The 18,491-nt window shown below is 58.9% G+C and carries 17 protein-coding genes; 3 read left to right on the forward strand and 14 right to left on the reverse strand.

Features of this window, described 5'->3' with window-relative positions; translation table 11 throughout:
• Positions 1-42: 42 nt before the first annotated feature.
• From ACA060_RS06130 to ACA060_RS06140, 3 genes are all read right to left on the reverse strand, one after another.
• Positions 43-1,656 (reverse strand): NAD(P)/FAD-dependent oxidoreductase, encoded by a 1,614-nt coding sequence (locus ACA060_RS06130; RefSeq protein WP_497316051.1) that lies wholly within the window; start codon positions 1,654-1,656, stop codon positions 43-45.
• Between the two features lie 94 nt (positions 1,657-1,750).
• Positions 1,751-2,404 carry a COG3650 family protein gene (locus tag ACA060_RS06135; RefSeq protein WP_497316053.1) on the reverse strand — a complete coding sequence of 218 codons (654 nt, stop codon included), beginning with the start codon at positions 2,402-2,404 and terminating at the stop codon, positions 1,751-1,753.
• A 59-nt stretch (positions 2,405-2,463) separates the two neighbouring features.
• Positions 2,464-3,063 (reverse strand): short chain dehydrogenase, encoded by a 600-nt coding sequence (locus ACA060_RS06140; RefSeq protein ID WP_497316055.1) that lies wholly within the window; start codon positions 3,061-3,063, stop codon positions 2,464-2,466.
• Between the two features lie 105 nt (positions 3,064-3,168).
• Here ACA060_RS06140 and ACA060_RS06145 point away from each other — a divergent pair, with 105 nt between their 5' ends.
• A complete protein-coding gene (locus ACA060_RS06145; protein WP_109628299.1) occupies positions 3,169-4,083 on the forward strand; it encodes a LysR family transcriptional regulator in 915 nt (304 codons plus the stop codon).
• A gap of 131 nt (positions 4,084-4,214) precedes the next feature.
• Here ACA060_RS06145 and ACA060_RS06150 read toward each other — a convergent pair whose 3' ends face one another.
• From ACA060_RS06150 to ACA060_RS06190, 9 genes are all read right to left on the reverse strand, one after another.
• A complete protein-coding gene (locus ACA060_RS06150; protein WP_497316057.1) occupies positions 4,215-4,709 on the reverse strand; it encodes a DoxX family protein in 495 nt (164 codons plus the stop codon).
• Positions 4,706-5,467, reverse strand: coding sequence for an HvfC/BufC N-terminal domain-containing protein (locus tag ACA060_RS06155; RefSeq protein ID WP_497316059.1), 762 nt, complete (start codon positions 5,465-5,467; stop codon positions 4,706-4,708). Before ACA060_RS06155 ends, ACA060_RS06150 begins: the two co-directional genes overlap by 4 nt.
• Positions 5,464-6,318, reverse strand: a complete 855-nt coding sequence (gene bufB / locus ACA060_RS06160; protein WP_497316061.1) for an MNIO family bufferin maturase — start codon at positions 6,316-6,318, stop codon at positions 5,464-5,466. Before bufB ends, ACA060_RS06155 begins: the two co-directional genes overlap by 4 nt.
• 26 nt (positions 6,319-6,344) lie before the next feature.
• Positions 6,345-6,653 carry a BufA1 family periplasmic bufferin-type metallophore gene (locus ACA060_RS06165; RefSeq protein WP_109628303.1) on the reverse strand — a complete coding sequence of 103 codons (309 nt, stop codon included), beginning with the start codon at positions 6,651-6,653 and terminating at the stop codon, positions 6,345-6,347.
• 292 nt (positions 6,654-6,945) lie between these two features.
• Entirely contained in the window at positions 6,946-7,647 is a 702-nt protein-coding gene (locus ACA060_RS06170; protein ID WP_109628304.1) for an ABC transporter ATP-binding protein, read from the reverse strand.
• A complete protein-coding gene (gene livG / locus ACA060_RS06175; RefSeq protein WP_109628305.1) occupies positions 7,648-8,415 on the reverse strand; it encodes a high-affinity branched-chain amino acid ABC transporter ATP-binding protein LivG in 768 nt (255 codons plus the stop codon). It lies immediately after the preceding gene.
• Positions 8,412-9,668 carry a high-affinity branched-chain amino acid ABC transporter permease LivM gene (locus ACA060_RS06180; protein WP_010462580.1) on the reverse strand — a complete coding sequence of 419 codons (1,257 nt, stop codon included), beginning with the start codon at positions 9,666-9,668 and terminating at the stop codon, positions 8,412-8,414. Before ACA060_RS06180 ends, livG begins: the two co-directional genes overlap by 4 nt.
• Complete coding sequence (gene livH, locus ACA060_RS06185) at positions 9,665-10,588, reverse strand: high-affinity branched-chain amino acid ABC transporter permease LivH (protein WP_010462578.1); 924 nt, start codon at positions 10,586-10,588, stop codon at positions 9,665-9,667. Before livH ends, ACA060_RS06180 begins: the two co-directional genes overlap by 4 nt.
• Before the next feature lie 232 nt (positions 10,589-10,820).
• Positions 10,821-11,948, reverse strand: coding sequence for a branched-chain amino acid ABC transporter substrate-binding protein (locus ACA060_RS06190; RefSeq protein ID WP_497316065.1), 1,128 nt, complete (start codon positions 11,946-11,948; stop codon positions 10,821-10,823).
• A gap of 350 nt (positions 11,949-12,298) precedes the next feature.
• On the opposite strand from ACA060_RS06190, the gene ACA060_RS06195 reads away from it, so the two are divergent.
• A complete protein-coding gene (locus tag ACA060_RS06195) occupies positions 12,299-12,604 on the forward strand; it encodes a DUF2288 domain-containing protein (RefSeq protein WP_497316067.1) in 306 nt (101 codons plus the stop codon).
• Between the two features lie 303 nt (positions 12,605-12,907).
• Here ACA060_RS06195 and ACA060_RS06200 read toward each other — a convergent pair whose 3' ends face one another.
• Positions 12,908-15,103: a hypothetical protein gene (locus ACA060_RS06200; protein WP_497316069.1), complete on the reverse strand. Its 2,196-nt coding sequence runs from the start codon at positions 15,101-15,103 to the stop codon at positions 12,908-12,910.
• Positions 15,104-15,301: 198 nt separating this feature from the next.
• On the opposite strand from ACA060_RS06200, the gene ACA060_RS06205 reads away from it, so the two are divergent.
• On the forward strand, positions 15,302-16,198 hold the full coding sequence (locus ACA060_RS06205; protein ID WP_497316071.1) for an NAD(P)-dependent oxidoreductase: 897 nt from the start codon (positions 15,302-15,304) through the stop codon (positions 16,196-16,198).
• Here the strand turns inward: ACA060_RS06205 and ACA060_RS06210 are convergent.
• Positions 16,089-18,371: a putative bifunctional diguanylate cyclase/phosphodiesterase gene (locus ACA060_RS06210; protein ID WP_497316073.1), complete on the reverse strand. Its 2,283-nt coding sequence runs from the start codon at positions 18,369-18,371 to the stop codon at positions 16,089-16,091. The genes ACA060_RS06205 and ACA060_RS06210 overlap by 110 nt on opposite strands.
• Between the last annotated feature and the right edge of the window lie 120 nt (positions 18,372-18,491).

Here is an 18,491-nt window from a genome sequence, read left to right on the forward strand (position 1 = left end):
GCCCGCTCCCACAGGGTTATTTGGTGTGTCAGGAGATGTCGATCAGGCCTCAAGGCCGAGGATGTCGCGAGCCACGGCTTCGGCAATCCGAATCCCGTCGACACCCGCCGACAGAATCCCGCCTGCATAACCCGCACCTTCACCCGCCGGGAACAGACCTTTCACGTTCAGGCTCTGCATCGACTCGTTACGGGTAATCCGTAATGGTGACGACGTACGTGTCTCGATCCCGGTCAACACCGCGTCATGCAGCGAGTAACCGCGAATCTGCTTCTCGAATGCCGGCAAGGCTTCACGAATGGCTTCGATGGCGAATGCCGGCAGTGCCAGCGCCAGATCACCCAAGGCAACGCCCGGCTTGTAGGACGGTTCAACACTGCCCAACTCGGTGGACGGCTTGCCCGCAATGAAGTCGCCCACCAGTTGTGCCGGCGCTTCGTAGTTGCTGCCGCCCAGCACATAGGCGTGGGATTCCAGGCGTTCCTGTAACTCGATACCCGCCAGCGGGCCACCCGGGTAATCGACTTCCGGGGTGATCCCGACGACGATCCCGGAGTTGGCGTTGCGCTCGTTACGCGAGTATTGGCTCATGCCGTTGGTGACCACGCGGCCCGGCTCGGACGTCGCCGCCACCACGGTGCCGCCCGGGCACATGCAGAAGCTGTAGACCGAGCGACCGTTCTTGGCGTGGTGCACCAGTTTGTAGTCGGCCGCCCCGAGTTTCGGGTGGCCGGCGTATTTGCCGAGGCGCGCGCGGTCGATCAGCGACTGCGGGTGCTCGATGCGGAAACCCACCGAGAACGGCTTGGCCTCCATGTACACACCACGGCTGTGGAGCATGCGGAAGGTGTCCCGGGCGCTGTGGCCCAAGGCCAGAATCACGTGTTTCGAATGAATCTGTTCGCCGCCATTGAGCTCGACGCCGATCAGTTGGCCGTCCTCGATCAACACGTCGGTGACCCGCTGCTGGAAGCGTACTTCGCCGCCCAGCGCGCGAATCTGCTCACGCATGTTTTCCACAACGCCGGTCAGACGGAACGTACCGATGTGCGGTTTGCTGACGTAGAGGATTTCTTCCGGCGCGCCTGCTTTTACGAACTCATGCAGGACCTTGCGACCGATGAATTTCGGGTCCTTGATCTGACTGTAGAGCTTGCCGTCAGAGAACGTTCCCGCGCCGCCTTCACCAAATTGCACGTTCGACTCGGGGTTGAGCACGCTTTTACGCCACAGGCCCCAGGTGTCTTTGGTGCGCTGGCGGACTTCGGTGCCACGTTCGAGGATGATCGGCTTGAAGCCCATTTGCGCCAGCAGCAGCCCGGCGAAAATCCCGCACGGACCGAAACCCACGACGACAGGACGTTGCTCAAGATCAGCCGGGGCCTGGCCGACCACTTTGTAGCTGACATCCGGCGCTACGTTGACGTTACGGTCATCGGCGAACTTGTGCAGCAATGCGGCCTCATCCTTGGCGGTGAGGTCGATGGTGTAGATGAAGCACAGTTCAGAGGACTTTTTGCGCGCATCGTAGCTGCGCTTGAACAAGGTGAAGTCGAGCAGGTCATCGCTGGCGATGCCCAGGCGCTGCACGATGGCAGGGCGCAGGTCTTCATCGGGATGGTCGATCGGCAACTTGAGTTCGGTGATTCGTAACATGACAGGATCCGGTTCGCGGGGCGCACAACTGCGCCAAGGCGTTTGAAGGCGGCGATTATAAGCCCCAAACGCCGGTCCCGTGAGGCAAAAACGATCAGTCGTTACGCGAGCCGCCGAAATACCCGCAACCGCGTTGCACCTGGCCATCGATGCGCAGTTCGGCGCTCATGTGCTGGACGCTGCCGGTGCTGCTGTCGACGCAACGTTGCGGCGCAACCCACAGTTCGATGTGCTGGTTATTGGCTTCGGTGCTGAGATTGAAACGGCCATCGCCTAGCTGTTCTTCAACGTACGGCACGGCCAGGGGCGGCTGACCGGCGCGGTCGATGACCATGCCTTTGCCGCTGACCTTGACGTTCCACTCGGGTGAGTGGCCGGCGGCGCGCAGGATCAACAGTTTGAAGTTGGGATCGTCGCAGGCGGTGCCCGAGCGTTCGACGCGGTACAGCTGCTCAAGATCAAGGCGGCTTTCGACGATTCGTCCACGCACGTCGGCAAACAGCTTGCCCTGGGCATCGGCGAGGGTCGCGGCCTCTTGCAGGACGCTGGTGCCGCCGCTGTCATTGACCACATAGCTGCGTTGTTCATTGCACGGCTGGAACAGCAGCTTGCCGTCCGCCGCCGTCAACTGGCCCTGCATGCGGGTCTGGCCCACGTGGGAGGCATTTTCACGCGAGCCCTCCAGCAAACTGCAGGCTGTGAACAACGGAAGCAGGGCAACAAGGACTAAGGAACGGGCAACACGCATCTTTGGCTCTCCAGACAAGTGCCGCCACGTTACGCAGCCTGACCGTTCATCACAAGGGTTTAGCCCACGTGAAAGGTCTGGCCTGTTTGCAGGCCTTCCACACTTTTAGCGTAGGCCAATGCCACATCCGCTGCGGGAACCGGCTTGTAGCCCCGGAAGTACGGCGCGTAACTGCCCATGGCTTCGAGCAGAACGGTCGGGCTGATCGAGTTCACCCGCAAGCCGCGAGGCAGTTCGATGGCCGCCGCACGCACGAAGCTGTCCAGCGCGCCGTTGACCAATGCCGCCGAGGCGCCGCTGCGAATCGGATCGTGGCTGAGCACGCCTGTGGTTAAGGTGAACGAGGCGCCGTCATTGGCGAATTCACGGCCGATCAACAGTAGGTTGACCTGGCCCATCAGCTTGTCTTTGAGGCCCAGCGCAAAGCTTTCTTCGCTCATTTCATCCAGTGGCGCAAAGGTGACATTGCCGGCGGCGCAGACCAGGGCATCGAACTTGCCGGTTTGCTCGAACAGCTTGCGGATCGAGGCGCTGTCGCTGATATCTACATTGAAATCGCCGCTGTTACGGCCGATGCGGATGATTTCATGACGCTGGGACAGCTCCTTGTCGACCGCTGAACCGATGGTGCCGCCTGCGCCTATCAAAAGAATTTTCATCGTGCTGTTCCTCGAAGTGGTTGAACGAGGTTGCAGTCTAGAGTGGTTTTTTCCGTTGATAAGCGCGCTAATAGGCAACCTTTGGTTTTCAAATGGAAACAATCCATGAGCGAGATGGATGATCTGGCGGCGTTTGCGGTGTTGATCGAAGCGGGCAGTTTCACGCTGGCGGCGCAACAATTGGGCTGCAGCAAGGGGCAACTGTCCAAGCGCATCAGCTTGTTGGAAACACGGTTCTGCGTCGTATTGCTGCAACGCACCACCCGCCGTTTGAGTTTGACGGCGGCCGGCGCGGCACTGTTGCCACAAGCCCAAGCGCTGGTCGTACAAGTCGAGAAGGCGCGTCAGGCATTGGCTCGGTTGAAGGACGATATGGCCGGGCCGGTGCGTATGACGGTGCCGGTTTCGCTGGGGGAAACTTTCTTCGATGGCTTGTTGCTGGAGTTTTCCGGCAAGTACCCCGAAGTGCAGATCGAGCTGGACCTGAGCAACAGCTACCGTGATTTGTCCCGCGACGGTTTTGATCTGGCGGTTCGCGCTGATGTCAGTAATGACGAACGCCTGGTTGCCCGACCGCTGCTGGCCTGGCACGAAATGACCTGCGCCAGCCCGGCCTATCTCGAACAGTACGGCGAGCCGCAGACGCCTCATGCGTTGGCTGAACATCGCTGCCTGCTCAACAGCCATTACAGCGGCCGCGAAGAATGGCTTTATCACCAGCAGCACGAATTGCTACGGGTGCGGGTCTCGGGACCGTTTGCCAGCAATCACTACAGCCTGCTGAAAAAAGCAGCGCTGGCGGGTGCCGGCATTGCGCGGTTGCCTTCTTACCTGCTGCAAGCGGAATTGGCTGACGGACGCTTGCGCTGGCTCCTGCGCGATTATCAGACGCGGAGCATGCCGATGTACCTGGTGCATCCGTATCAGGGCGGCCTGCCGAAACGCACGCAAGTGCTGGCGGACTATCTCATCGACTGGTTCAAGCGCAGCGGCGAGGCGTTGGCGCGTCTTCAGCAATAGCAACCCAGCCCTAATCCCTGTGGGAGCGAGCCTGCTCGCGATAGCAGTCTATCAGTCAACATTGATGGCGAATGACACGCCGCTATCGCGAGCAGGCTCGCTCCCACAGGGGACTTCATCGTTCTCGCGTTCTAGCGAGCGTAACGCTTGGCGATCAGGTGATCGATCGACAATTTCCCCGGCCCGGTCGCCATCAGGTACAACAACACCGCCGCCCAGGTGCCGTGGGTTGGGTAGGCATCGGGGTACACGAACAGCTGAATGGTCAGGGTCATGCCCAGCAATGCCAGTGCGGAAAACCGAGTGGCGAAGCCGATCAGGATCAGCATCGGGAAAAAATGTTCGGCGAAGGCGGCCAGGTGCGCTGCCAGTTCCGGCGACAGCAGCGGCACGTGGTACTCGCTCTGGAACAACGGAATGGTCGAGTCCGCCAGATGTGGCACGCCAAGCTGGAAGGAGCCGTCAAACAGGTCGATGGCCAAGCCTTCGACCTTGGTTTGCCCGGACTTCCAGAACACTGCCGCGATGGAAAAGCGCGCGATAAAAGCGATCAGGCTGTGGGGAATCATCTTCAGCAGCGCGATGGCGCGGGCGATGGGGTTCTGCGATTCAATCCGGATGTTCATGGCGATACCTTGTTGTCATGCAAGTAAGTGATGGCGTTGCGGCTGATCAGCAGCGCCAGGGTTTGGCTGACGTCAAAGGCGGGGGCGGCTTCCAGCGCCTGCATCAGTGACCGGCCGTTTTGCAGGCTCTGGATGAACGCACTGGCACCCTCATCGATGGCGAATACTTCAACGTCCAGGCCATTGCGCAGCACCAGCGCGTGTTGTCCCTGGTGCAGATCAATCCCCGCCAGCGTCGCTTCCTGTTGATGCGCAGCCCAGATCGCGACCACCGCGAAAGCTGAATTCAACAGGTTGATAGAGGGGTGAAGTTCGACAGTGAGCTCGCTCAGGGCTTGCGGATCGGCGAGCGCTGCCGCGATCTGTTCGTGACCCAATGGCTGCGCATCGGCGGCGTGATAGGCCATGACTCGCAGGCGCTCCAACCGAGCGACATCGGCCAGATAAGGCACGCTGTCGGCGGGCGCAAAGCCTTCGATGAAGGCTGCGAAATCATGACCGTAGCCATTCATCAAAGGGCTGCGGGGCGGGGTGTTTTGCACATAGATCCCGGCCATGGCCCGGAAGAACGCCTCTGCGACCAATTGCACAACCACGGGGTAACTGTCCGCGAGCGCGTTGATCAGCGAGCCCTGCACATTGTTGCGATACACCGCGAAACGGCTGGAGGGATCGGCGCCATTTGGGCTGAATAATCCGTCGGGGCAGGGCTGCTCCGGATCGAGCAGGGCGGCCGCGAACTCGGCGTGATTGCTCATGACCGAACCTCGGCGCACTGCAACAACTCATCAGCCTGACGTGCTTCGGCGTGCAACACGCTGAAGGCCGGCAGCTGATTGTCGCGTTCGATCAGCGTCGCCATCGGGCCGACACGCTCCAGCACTTGCACGTACAGCGCCCAAACGGCGTTGTCGATGGGCGCGCCGTGATCGTCGATCAGCAGGCGGTCACCGAGACTGTCGGTGTCTTCGGCAAATCCGGCCAGATGAATCTCACCGACGGCGTGAAGAGGCAGGGCGTCGATGTAGGCCACAGGATCGCGTTGATGATTGATGCTCGACACATAGACGTTGTTCACGTCCAGCAACAACCCGCAACCGGTTCGGCGAATGACTTCGCTGATGAAGTCGGCCTCATCGATCGTCGAATGCTTGAACGCCAGGTACGTCGCCGGGTTCTCCAGCAGCATTGGGCGCTTGAGCATGTTCTGTATCTGATCGATATGTTCGCAGACGCGGTTCAGCGTGGCGTTGTCATAGGCCAGCGGCAGCAGGTCATTGAGGAATACCGGGCCATGGCTGGACCAGGCCAGGTGTTCGGAAAAGGAGTGGGGTTGATAGCGCTCGATCAGCTCGGCAAGGCGTTGCAGGTGTTGAATGTCCAGCGGACCTTCGGCACCGATGGACAGCCCGACGCCATGCAGCGACAGCGGATACTGCTCGCGGATCAACCCCAGGTAGTGATGAAACGGGCCGCCGGCCACCATGTAGTTTTCGGCGTGGACTTCGAAGAACCCGATGTCCGGTTGCGAACCGAGCACTTCGCGCAAGTGCCCGGTCTTGAGCCCCAGCCCGGCGCGGGGTGGGAGCCCGAACGTTGATTGGTTCATGGTCGACACTCAGGCTGGGAGGCGGATCAGGCTTTGGCTTTGAAGGCTTCCATTTGACCGAAACCGGTCGGCGAGGTCTTGCTTTCGGTGGTGGCGCAGGTGCCTTTAGGAACCAGTTTCCAGGCGTTTGGCTGGTAGTCGGTTTTCGCGGTGCCTGCGCAGGTGGTGCCCGCGCCAGCTGCGCAATCGTTATGACCTTTCATAGCCACGCCGAAGCATTTTTCCATGTTGCTGTTGTCGGCGGCCTGGACGGTGGAGACAGCGGCCATGCTCAGCGCAGAACCAAGGGCCAGAACGAGGGCGGTAGCGGACAGGGTGCGGGTGGTAGCAGTCATGATGTTTCTCCGTTGTTTGAGTTTTGGTAAGCCGCTTTGTGCTGGCTTACCGCTCTAGAGAAAGGTCATCGTGATGCGTTACAGCCCAATGCAAACTTTTTTAAAAAACCTCAAAACACCACAATCCCTGTGGGAGCGAGCTTGCTCGCGATAGCGGTGGGTCATCCAACATCTTTGGTGAATGTGATATCGCATCGCGAGCAGGCTCGCACACAGGGGATTTTCATCGTTAGCGAGTTTGTGTCCGGCAAAAAAAACGGCCCGAAGGCCGTTTTTTGTTTACCGCAAAGACTCAACCACCCAGATACGCTTCGCGCACTTTCGGATCAGTCAGCAGGGCTTCCCCGGTGCCGGTCATCACCACCCGGCCGTTCTCCAGAACGTAGGCGCGGTCGGCGATTTTCAGCGCCTGGTTGGCGTTCTGCTCTACCAGGAACACGGTCACGCCATCCTTGCGCAGCTGTTCGATGATGTCGAAGATCTGCTGGATGATGATCGGTGCCAGGCCCAACGATGGCTCGTCGAGCAGCAGCAGTTTGGGTTTGCTCATCAGCGCACGGCCGATGGCGAGCATTTGCTGCTCGCCGCCGGACATGGTGCCGCCACGTTGGGCAAAGCGTTCTTTCAGGCGTGGGAAAAGTTCGAGAACCTTGTCCATCTGTTCCTGATAATCGCCCTTGTTGGTAAAGAATCCGCCCATGGACAGGTTCTCTTCCACGGTCAGGCGGGCAAACACCCGACGACCTTCCGGCACGACCGCAATGCTTTTACGCATGATCTGCGACGAGTCCTGGCCGACGAGCTCTTCACCCATGTAGCGGATGCTGCCGCTGTGGGCTTGCGGCGAACCGCAGAGGGTCATCAGCAGGGTCGACTTGCCGGCACCGTTGGCGCCGATCAAGGTCACGATCTCGCCCTGGCGGACTTCGACGTTGACGCTGTGCAGCGCCTGGATCTTGCCGTAGAAGGTGGAAACGTTTTCGAATTGCAGCATTTACGCTTCCCCCAGGTAGGCTTTGATCACTTCAGGATTGTCGCGGATCTGTTCCGGCGTACCGTCGGCCAGAGGCGTGCCCTGGTTGATCACGACGATGTGGTCGGAAATGCTCATGACCAGTTTCATGTCGTGTTCGATCAGCAGCACGGTGACGTTGTGCTCTTCACGCAGCATGCTGATCAGCGCCTTCAGGTCCTCGGTTTCCTTCGGGTTCAGGCCGGCGGCCGGTTCGTCGAGCATGAGGATCCGCGGACGGGTCATCATGCAGCGAGCGATTTCCAGACGACGTTGTTGACCGTAGGCCAAGGTGCCGGCCGGACGGTTGGCGAATTGCGTGAGGTTGACCTTGTCCAGCCAGAACTCGGCGAACTCCATGGCCTCGCGTTCGCTTTTGCGGAACCCCGGGGTCTTGAACAGGCCGGACAGGAAGTTGGTGTTCAGGTGACGGTGCTGCGCGATCAAGAGGTTCTCGACCGCGGTCATGTCCTTGAACAACCGCACGTTCTGGAAGGTCCGCACCACGCCTTTGAGGGCAATCTTGTGGCCCGGCAGGCCTTCGATCGGCTCTCCGTCCAGCAGGATGCTGCCGCCGCTCGGTTTGTAGAAACCGGTCAGGCAGTTGAACACCGTGGTCTTGCCGGCGCCGTTAGGGCCGATCAATGCAACCACCTGTTTTTCCTTCACGGTCAGGGCCACGCCGTTGACCGCCAGCAAGCCGCCGAAGCGCATGCTCAGATTTTCGACTTTAAGGATCTCGCGGCTCATTTGCGCAGCTCCATGTGAGGACGTTGCATGGGCAGCAGGCCTTGAGGACGCCAGATCATCATCAGCACCATCAAGGCGCCGAACATCAACATGCGGTACTCACTGAACTCACGCATCATTTCCGGCAACAGGATCATCACCACAGCTGCGAGGATCACTCCCAACTGCGAGCCCATGCCACCCAATACGACGATGGCGAGAATGATCGCCGACTCGATGAAGGTGAAGGACTCCGGCGTCACCAGTCCCTGACGGGCAGCGAAGAAACTGCCGGCGAAACCTGCGAAGGCGGCGCCCAGGGTGAAGGCGGAAAGCTTGATGACCGTAGGATTCAGACCCAGCGCACGGCAGGCGATCTCGTCTTCACGCAACGCTTCCCACGCACGGCCGATCGGCATGCGCAGCAAACGGTTGATCACGAACAGCGCAGCCAGGGCCAGCAACAGTGCAACCAGGTACAGGAAAATCACCTTGTTGATCGAGTTATAGGCCAGGCCGAAGTACTCGTGGAACGTCTGCATGCCTTCTGCCGCTTTGCGCTCGAAGGTGAGCCCGAAGAACGTCGGCTTCTCGATGTTGCTGATGCCGTTCGGGCCACCAGTGATATCGGTGAGGTTACGCAGGAACAGACGGATGATTTCACCGAAGCCCAGGGTCACGATCGCCAGGTAGTCGCCGCGCAGACGCAGTACCGGGAAGCCGAGCAGGAAACCGAAAGTGGCCGCCATCAGGCCGGCGATCGGCAGACAGATCCAGAAGCCCAGACCCAGATAGTGCGACAGCAATGCATAGCTGTACGCCCCGACGGCATAGAAGCCGACGTAACCCAGGTCGAGCAGGCCGGCCAGGCCGACCACGATGTTCAGGCCGAGGCCGAGCATCACGTAGATCAGCACCAGCGTGGCGATATCCACCGCACCGCGAGAGCCGAAGAACGGCCAGACCAGGGCACCGGCGATCAGCGCAATGATGATCCAGCGTTGGGTGGTCGGCAGGGTCAGGAAGTTACTGGCCTTGGCCGGAATCAGCGGCATGTTTGGCGAGGAACGCCAGGCCGAACTGATCTGCTGGTCAAACAGCACCCGCAGGAACATCAGCACCGAGCACACCGCGATAGTGATCAGTGTGGCGCTGCTGGTGCCGTGCACTTCGAGGTGAATGCCGACGATGGTCAGTTTCAGACCCAGTACCGGGTAGGCCACGGCCCACACCAGCAAAGCACTGAACAGTGCCTGTTTAAGATTCCTAGTCATACTTTTTCAACCTCCGGACGGCCAAGGATGCCGGTCGGCCGGAACAACAGAACCAGAACCAACAAGCCGAAAGCCACGACGTCCTTGTACTGGTCGCCGAAGATATCGGCACCAAAGGCTTCCGCCACCCCTAATACCAGCCCGCCGAGCATGGCTCCCGGGATGCTGCCGATACCGCCCAGTACCGCTGCGGTGAACGCCTTGAGTCCAACGAGGAACCCGGCGTTCGGGTTGATCACACCGTATTGCATGCTCAACAAGACGGCCGCGATGGCCGCCAATGCGGCACCGATGACGAAGGTCAGGGCGATGATGTTGTTGGTATTGATGCCCAGCAAGTTGGCCATCTTGATGTCTTCGGCACAGGCGCGGCAGGCACGTCCGAGACGAGAGCGGGAGATGAACATTGTCAAGCCGAGCATGGCGACGAAGGTCACCACGAATACCACGATTTGCATGTAGGAAATCAGCACTTCATGTGCGCCACCTGGCCCGAAGGTGAAGCTGCCGGGGATCAGGTTGGCTATGGATTTGTCCTTGGAGTCTTGCGCCAGCAGAACCGTGTTCTGCAGGAAGATCGACATGCCGATGGCGGAAATCAGCGGGATCAGACGGTTGCTGCCGCGCAAAGGGCGGTAGGCGACGCGTTCGATGCTGTAACCGTAGGCACTGGTCACGACGATGGTCGCGATGAAAGCAGCGGTAATCAACAGCGGAACGCTGTCGAGTCCCAGCATGGCCAACCCGGCGATGGCGATGAACGCCACGTAGGAGCCGATCATGTACACCTCGCCGTGGGCGAAGTTGATCATTCCAATGATGCCGTAAACCATCGTATAGCCGATGGCGATCAGAGCATACGTACTGCCAATGGTCAGGCCATTAACCAGCTGTTGGAGGAAGTGATAGATGTCAGGCATTACAGCGCTCCTAAAAACCTGATACGCATTTCACTGGTGGAGTCATTTTCCCGCTCGAGCCCCGTGGATCTGCATCCACTTCGAGTTCGAGGTTTGCCAGCGAACCGCTGATGACGGTTTTGAGATTTTCAGGTGGGGAGACTGGCGGATCACGCCAGCGCGGCCCAATACGTTCGTAAAACAAAGCCCACGGCACGCCGTGGGCTTTATTGGCAGTCAGTCAGGCAACGCCTTACTGAGGCTTGGCTTCAGTTTTAGGTTTGCCGAAGTGCCACTCGTAAACCACAAATTTGAAGTCCTTCAGGTCGCCTTTGTCGTCGAAGCTCAGGTCGCCGGTTGGCGTCTTGAAGGTGCCTTTGTGGATGGCTTCAGCCACTTTGGCAGTGTCTTCGGACTTGGCGGCCTTGATGCCTTCGGCAATCACTTCCACAGCCGAGTAGGCCGGGAACACGAACGGACCGCTCGGGTCTTCTTTCTTCGCTTTGAACGCATCAGCCAGGGCGATGTTGGCCGGATCTTGGTCGAAGGATTTCGGCAGCGTCACCAGCAGACCTTCCGAAGCCTTCTGAGCGATCTGCGAGATCGAGTCGTTACCCACGCCTTCCGGACCCATGAACTTGGCTTTCAGGCCTTTTTCATCCGCCTGGCGCAGGATCAGACCCAGCTCAGGGTGGTAGCCACCGTAGTAAACGAAGTCGACGTTGGCTTGCTTGAGTTTCTGGATGATCGACGAGAAGTCCTTGTCGCCGGCGTTGATGCCTTCGAACACGGCAACCTTGGTGCCTTTTTTCTCGAGGGTTTGTTTAACGGCGGTGGCGATGCCTTCACCGTATTGCTGTTTGTCATGCAGGACAGCAACGATTTTCGGTTTTACGAAGTCGGCAATGTAGTTACCGGCGGCAGGGCCTTGGGCGCTGTCCAGACCGATGGTGCGGAACACCATTTTGTAACCACGGGCGGTGATGTCCGGGCTGGTGGCAGCCGGGGTGATCATGATCACGCCTTCGTCTTCGTAAATGTCCGAAGCCGGTTGAGTGGAGCTGGAGCACAGGTGACCGACCACGAACTTGACGCCGTCGTTGACGACTTTGTTCGCGACCGCTACCGCTTGTTTTGGATCACAGGCGTCATCGTATTCAACGGCTTCGAGTTTCTTGCCGTCTACACCGCCTTTGGCGTTGATCTGTTCGATGGCCATTTTGGCGCCACTGAACTGCATGTCGCCGTATTGGGCTACAGGACCGGTTTTAGGGCCGGCGATGCCGATCTTGATGGTGTCAGCTGCGAACGAATGGCTGGCAACCCCGGCCAGAACCATAGCGGCAAACAGTTTGGAAATCTGCTTAGTAGCCTTAGTCATAGTGCTCCACTCTTACTGTTGTAGTTTTTATAGTCCTGGCGCCGTAGCAGCAGAACCGGGTCAGATATCTTCGATATCCTCCGGAAAATGCCCCCGGCAACTGTACCGGTACAGTGTAGAGCGCCAATTGTTAGCCTGGGAAGCTGGCGCCGGGGGGCAAACCCTGAGGGTGTCGCTTTATTGAAAGAAAAAGACAGAATCGCGGCGGGATGTTAGCTGGCTAATTGCTTGATTCAGCAGCATTCCCTGGCTTTCCTGCTCTTTTCATTCGGTAACTCAATTGCATCCGGGTTTTTCTGCCAGACCACCGACGTTATCATTCGCGTCGATTTCTTTTCCGGACAGCGCCCATGAATCAAGAACCTAGCACCCTCTATGCCAAGCTGCTTGGTGAAACCGCATCTATTACGTGGAAAGAGTTGGAGCCCTTCTTCGCCAGGGGTGCCCTATTGTGGGTCGATCCAGGCCTGGATTTGATCGCCGCAGCAGAGGCCGTGGCGACGGACGAAGGCGAGAAAGTGGCGGCCTGGCTGGCTGCCGACAGGGTTGCCAAGCTGTCTGAAACGCGGGCGCTGGATCTTTTTGAACGCGACCCGCAGCTGTGGGCTGTGGTCGTTTCTCCGTGGATTCTGATCCAGGAAAGGGCGACGAGCTGACTGCCTGCTCTTTATTGGTGCGTCTGACGGGCGACTAAAAGTGTGTAGGTGAGTAGCGTGATGGCATGTTGCCGTAGAGAAAGGTCACAGAAGGGTCTTGGCGAGGGTGACGTAAACGTAACGGGAACAGTTTATTGAGCAGCCGTTGGGCTGCTTAATTGTTTCTGGATGTTGGTATTTATAGTGAATTGGACGCCGCCATCGCGGGCAAGCCCGCTCCCACAGTGTCCGTGTCGTGCACAAAATCCATGAACGCCACTGAACCTGTGGGAGCGGGCTTGCCCGCGATGTAGTCGACGCAGATCAGAACGTCTTGCCGGTATGGTTATTCAGCGAAATAACCTTGGTCTTGCCAATCCGGTGACGGTAGATCTCGCGCAGGTACTTGATCGCCTTCTTCACGCAATCGCGCGACAGGCGAATGTCGTTGATCGAGACAAACTTGTCTTTGTCGTTGATCAGCTCGCGGTACTTCTTCTCGTACATCGGTTTGATCGCGTACCAGTTGGTGTCGAGGATCTTCGCCGGGTTTTCGAACTCGTTGAGCAAGTCGTCGATCAGGTCTTCGTCGAAGTCTTCATTGATGATGAAGTCCAGGATCGAGTTATCCAGCGTGTCGTCGAAGCGGTACGGGTTCTTCGCGAAACAGCGCTTGATGAACGCGACGATCAGCGTCAGGAAGTCGTCCGACAGGCACGGGCTCTTGGCGATCAACGTGGTCAGCGACAAGTTGGCCGAGGCGCCGATTACCAGGGCATAACGCTTGAGCGTAGTGTTCGGGAACAGGCTGTTGAGGTGAGTCTTCAACCGGTTCAGGTCCATGTAGGACAGCTTGTAGTCTTTGGGCAGCGAGACAATCGATACCACCGACGAGCAGTTCTTGAAGAAGTGCAGGTCGTGCAACGCGGCTGCGTCATAACCGGAGTTCTTGTATTGCTCCAGCGACGCCCGATATCGCTTGGATTCGATCGGCAACAGGCTGATGCCTTCGATGGCCTGGGTGACCTTGTTGAAGTGCGGCAGGTCGATGGAGCGGAAGAACAGGTCATCAATGTTCAGGCGCTGCGGTTCTTTTTCAAACACCTTGAACTTGTCGCTGCTCGGCGGCGGCGTTTCCGGTACCACGGATTCGGCGTAGGCTATCGCCACCGGGCCGGCCAGGCTCATGAACAGGTCGTTGGCGTCGAGGCGAATGGTTTCGCCGATATCGATGCCAGCGCGACGGAAATAGTTCTGGTCGTAGTCAGTCGTGACCGCCTGCGCCGTCAGAATGTTGAAGATCTGCTGCGAGATGTACTGGTTGGCGTGCTTTTCCATCGCGTTGACGTCGATGTTCTGGATGTTGCCGTCATCGCTTTCTTCGGCATAACGCATGATGTCGTTGGAGATCAGCATCATGGCGTTCCATGGGCGGATACGGCCCATGACGCTGGCTTCGCTGCTGTCTTCGTTGGCGAAGTTGTAGGAAAAGTCCCACTCTTCCGACAGGTATTTGCACAGCAGGCGACCGGCGTTGATGTGCAGCGCCTCGGACATTTCGCTGCGGTGATCGGAAATGTTCGGCAGCACGCAGATGCCGCTGGTGAAGATCGGCTCAAAGACAAAGGAGTGACCGCTCTTGCCGTCGTGTTCATCCATCGGCTTGGTGTCGAACGTCTTGTTCATGTACGAGTGCTGCTGGGCCAGGCCGAATTCCGAGGCCATGCCCGAACCGGTACCGCCGCCGGCACTGAAGATCGAGAAGTACAGGCGCGACTGGTTGGCCTTGATCCCGCAGCTGTCGATCAGGTACGAGTGAATCATCTTCCAGTCCGGGCTGGAGAAACGCTGGGTGTCCTTGTTCAGGATGATCTTGGCCAGGTATTGGCCGAGGATCGGCGCGTTACCGGCGCCACCGGCGTGGACTTCCGACAAGTCCATGATCTTCATTTTGCTGTAGTCGCGCAGGAAACCGCTTTTTTCGCCTTTGCGCGAGAAGCGGATGCGACCGGCGATGTCTTTGTCCAGGTCGCCGAGCATCACCAGCGGCTCGACCAGGAACACCGGTTTGGTGGCCTTGTTCGTTCCCAGGCGCAGGTTGTTGCGGATCCACTGCGCCGGGCTGTAACCCTTTTCGGCGTAGCGTTTGTCCGGCGACAGACGGTCTTCGTTGTTGAATTCGTTGAGGTAAAACTTGCGGGCGTTGTACACCAGCTCCGCGACGTCCAGCGCAATGTTCGATCCGCAACGTCCCAGGCCGATCAGGCACACCGAAGGGAATTCCTGGTCGTTGTGCTGTTCGTTGTCGCCTTCCAGGTGCGGTGGGCGCGGAAATACCATGTCGCGCAGGCCATCGAGGTTGTCGAGGATGCGGTCGGTGTTGGTTTCGGTGAAATACAGGTATTGCTGACTGGCCAGCGGACGTGACGGGATCAATGGCTTCGACGATGAGGGGCTGTTTGCCGCAGGGCTCAGTGTCAGATCGGAAACCGCAGTGGCCGGATTATTTTTAGAAGTCATTGGGCGCCATGTACCTGGGCTGGTTGGCTCGGCGACACGGTGTCGTCGAACCTTCACGGAATAGGAACTCGCGGCTTTATTCAGCGCGTATTTTGCCCAAGCGACAGGGACAAAACCTGAGCGTCGCTCGGGGGAATCCTTTCCTTAGTCATGATGAATCGGCCAATATTCGGCGATCTTTAATCAAAAGAAGGCTAAATGATGTCAACGCTACCTTCGTTGAGTTTTGCTGGAATCGGCCTGATGGGCTTGCCCATGTGCCGTCGCCTGTTGGCGGCGGGGTATCCGCTGACGGTCTGGAATCGCAATCCGGCCAAGTGCGCTCCGCTGGTCGAAGCTGGCGCCCGGCAGGTGTCGACAGCGGCCGAATTGGCTCGGCATGCCGACGTGGTGATGCTGTGCCTGGCGGACACGGCGGTGGTGCGCGAGGTGGTTTTCGGCCCGGCCGGCATTGCCGAGGGCGCTAAAGGTGGCCAGTTGCTGGTGGACTTTTCCAGTCTGGAACCGACCGCGACGCGGGAAATGGCCTCGGCGCTCGTCAGCCAATGCGGCATGCGCTGGCTCGACGCGCCGGTGTCCGGCGGAGTCGTCGGTGCCGAGGCCGGCAGCCTGGCGATTATGGTCGGCGGCGAAGCGCCAGACCTGGAGCGAGTCAGACCGGTGCTGCTGAACCTCGGTCAACGGGTAACTCACATGGGCGGTGTCGGCGCCGGGCAAGTGACCAAGGCCTGCAATCAGATGATCGTTGCCTGCAATGCGCTGGTGATTGCGGAAGTGGTGGCGTTGGCCGAGCGCTCCGGGGTCGACGCCCGCCTGATCGCCGAGGCACTGGCGGGAGGCTTCGCTGATTCAAAACCGTTGCAGATCCTCGCTCCGCAAATGGCCGAGAGCCGTTTCGAGCCGGTGAAGTGGCACGTGCGCACGCTGCTCAAAGACCTCGACACTGCGGTGCAATTCTCCCGCGAACAAGGTTCAGCCACGCCGATCAGCGGATTGGCCGCACAACTGATGCGCCTGCATGGGGGGCAGGGCTTTTTGGAAAAGGATCCGTCGACGTTAGTGCAGTTGTACCGCACGCCAGGCTCAAAGAACTGACACTGCGTGAGTGTTTGCGCTGATTGATTTCGTCCAGTACCGCAGGCAGCTCGGCCAGAGGCACCGGACGGCTGAACAGGTGGCCCTGAACCAGGTCGCAGCCCTGGCGTTCGAGAAAATCATATTGCTCGGACGTCTCGACGCCCTCGCTGACGACCTGCAAATGCAGGGTGTGGGCCATGATGATAATGGCGTTGACGATTTCCATGTCCTGGGTGGCCTTGGGGACGTCCTGAATGAACGAGCGGTCGATTTTCAGTGTGTTCAGCGGCAGGCGCTTGAGGTAGGCCAGGGATGAATAGCCGGTGCCGAAGTCGTCGATCGACAGCGACACACCGAGTGAACGGATCTGCTTCAGCAGCACCAGGGTGTTGGCGAGGTTGCCCATCAGCGCGTTTTCGGTCACTTCCAGTTCCAGCCGTTGTGGCGCCACCCCGGCGATGCGCAGGGCGTTTTCGATTTCATCGGCCAGTTCTTCACGGGCAAGGTTCAGCGGCGAGCAGTTCACGGCAATCTTGAGTTCGTCGCGCCCCTGACGGGACAGTTCTGCAAGGTCCCCGCAGGCCCTGAGCAATACCCAGTTGTCCAGTTCAGCGATCAGGCCGTTGGCCTCGGCAATGGCAATGAATCGATCCGGTGCCAACAGCCCGTGAACCGGGTGTTGCCAGCGAATCCGCGCTTCGAGTTTGGTGACTTGGCCGATTTTCAGGTCGTAGATCGGTTGGTAATACAGAGTCAAGCCGTCTTCATTGCGCAGGGCGTGCCGCAGTTCTTCTTCTAGCTGCAGCTCCAGCGAGGCGCGGGTTTTCATGTGCGGACTGAAAAAATGCAGCCCGTTGCGTCCGCTGCCTTTGGATTGATAAAGCGCCAGATCGGCGTTTTTCAGCAGTTCCTCGCAGGTTGTACCGTCCTGAGGAAACACGCTGATGCCGATGCTGGTGGTCATGACCATGCTGCGCCCGGCCAGCTCGATGGGGTCTTTCATTTTCAGCATGATGCGCTGGGCCATTTGCTGCGCTTCTTCACGGTCACGCAGGTCGATGAGGATGCAGAACTCGTCCCCGCCAAAGCGCGCCACCACATCGTCGTGGCTGTGTGCCGAATCCTTGATGTGGCCGGCCAGGACCTTGAGCAATTCGTCGCCGGCATCATGGCCCAGGCTGTCGTTGATCCGCTTGAAGTGGTCGATGTCGAGGAACATCACCGCCAGCATTCCGCCTTCCTTGGTCTTCTCCAGCAGTTTTTCGACGAAAATCTGGTTGAAGCCACGACGATTGATCAGGTTGGTCAGTGCGTCGGAGTGCGCCACCTGTTGCAGCGACAAGCGCGCCTGATCCAGTTGGCCGAGCAAGGTGTTGACCCGCTGCAGGTCGCCTTCCTTGTGTTGCAGCTTCTTGTCGGCGAGTGCCGCGCTGATACTGCTGCCAATGATCAGTAACGTCATCATCGCCACCGTCAATCCCAGCTGCAGGTGGTTGTTGTCGCCGGGCAGCGGCTGGGCGCTATCGATGGGCAGCACCAGGCTGAGTGCTGCCATGCCAGTGAAATGCATGCTGACGATGCCGGCCCCGAGCACCAGGCTGGCGGTGTATTTGAGCAGTTGATGAGCCACGCCGCTGCCTTCGCGCAGGTGACGGGAAATCACCAGGGCCGCCAGGCTGGCGCCAATCGCGATCACGATGGAGAGGACGAACAGGGTGGGGTCGTAATAAGCCGTCGCATTCGACTGCATGGCGGCCATGCCCACGTAGTGCATGGTCGCGATACCCAGGCCGATCCACACTGCGGCCCGCAGGGTTTGCCAGAAACTCACATGAGGATGGCTGAGGGTATGCATCGCCAGCCACGAGGCCGTCAGTGCAAATAACAGCGAAATCAGGGTGATGGGCAGCTGGTAACTTATTTCGATCGGCGCCTGGAACGCCAGCATGCTGATGAAGTGCATGGCCCAGATACCGCCCGCCAGACATCCGGCACCGACCCAGCGCCAGAGTCGTTGGGACGCGGGTTTTTCGGCATGGCCGACCCGTTCGGTAATGTCCAGCGTGGCGAAGCCGGTCGCACAGGCGACCACGTAAGCGAGCAACACCAGAAAGGGGTTATGGACGCAATTGAGTATGACCTGGCCGGTCTCTGGCAGTTGGTTCGTAAAATATAAAGCAGGCCACTCCATCGGACGCCCCGTATTTATCCAGCCGACACCATTAACCCTGGCGAATGTGTTGGAGTATAGAGGTCATACAAAGAGTGCAAACGGTAGTGGCACATTGCTTCTGATGATTTTGAAATTACG

It is taken from the genome of Pseudomonas sp. LBUM1671 (assembly GCF_059695685.1).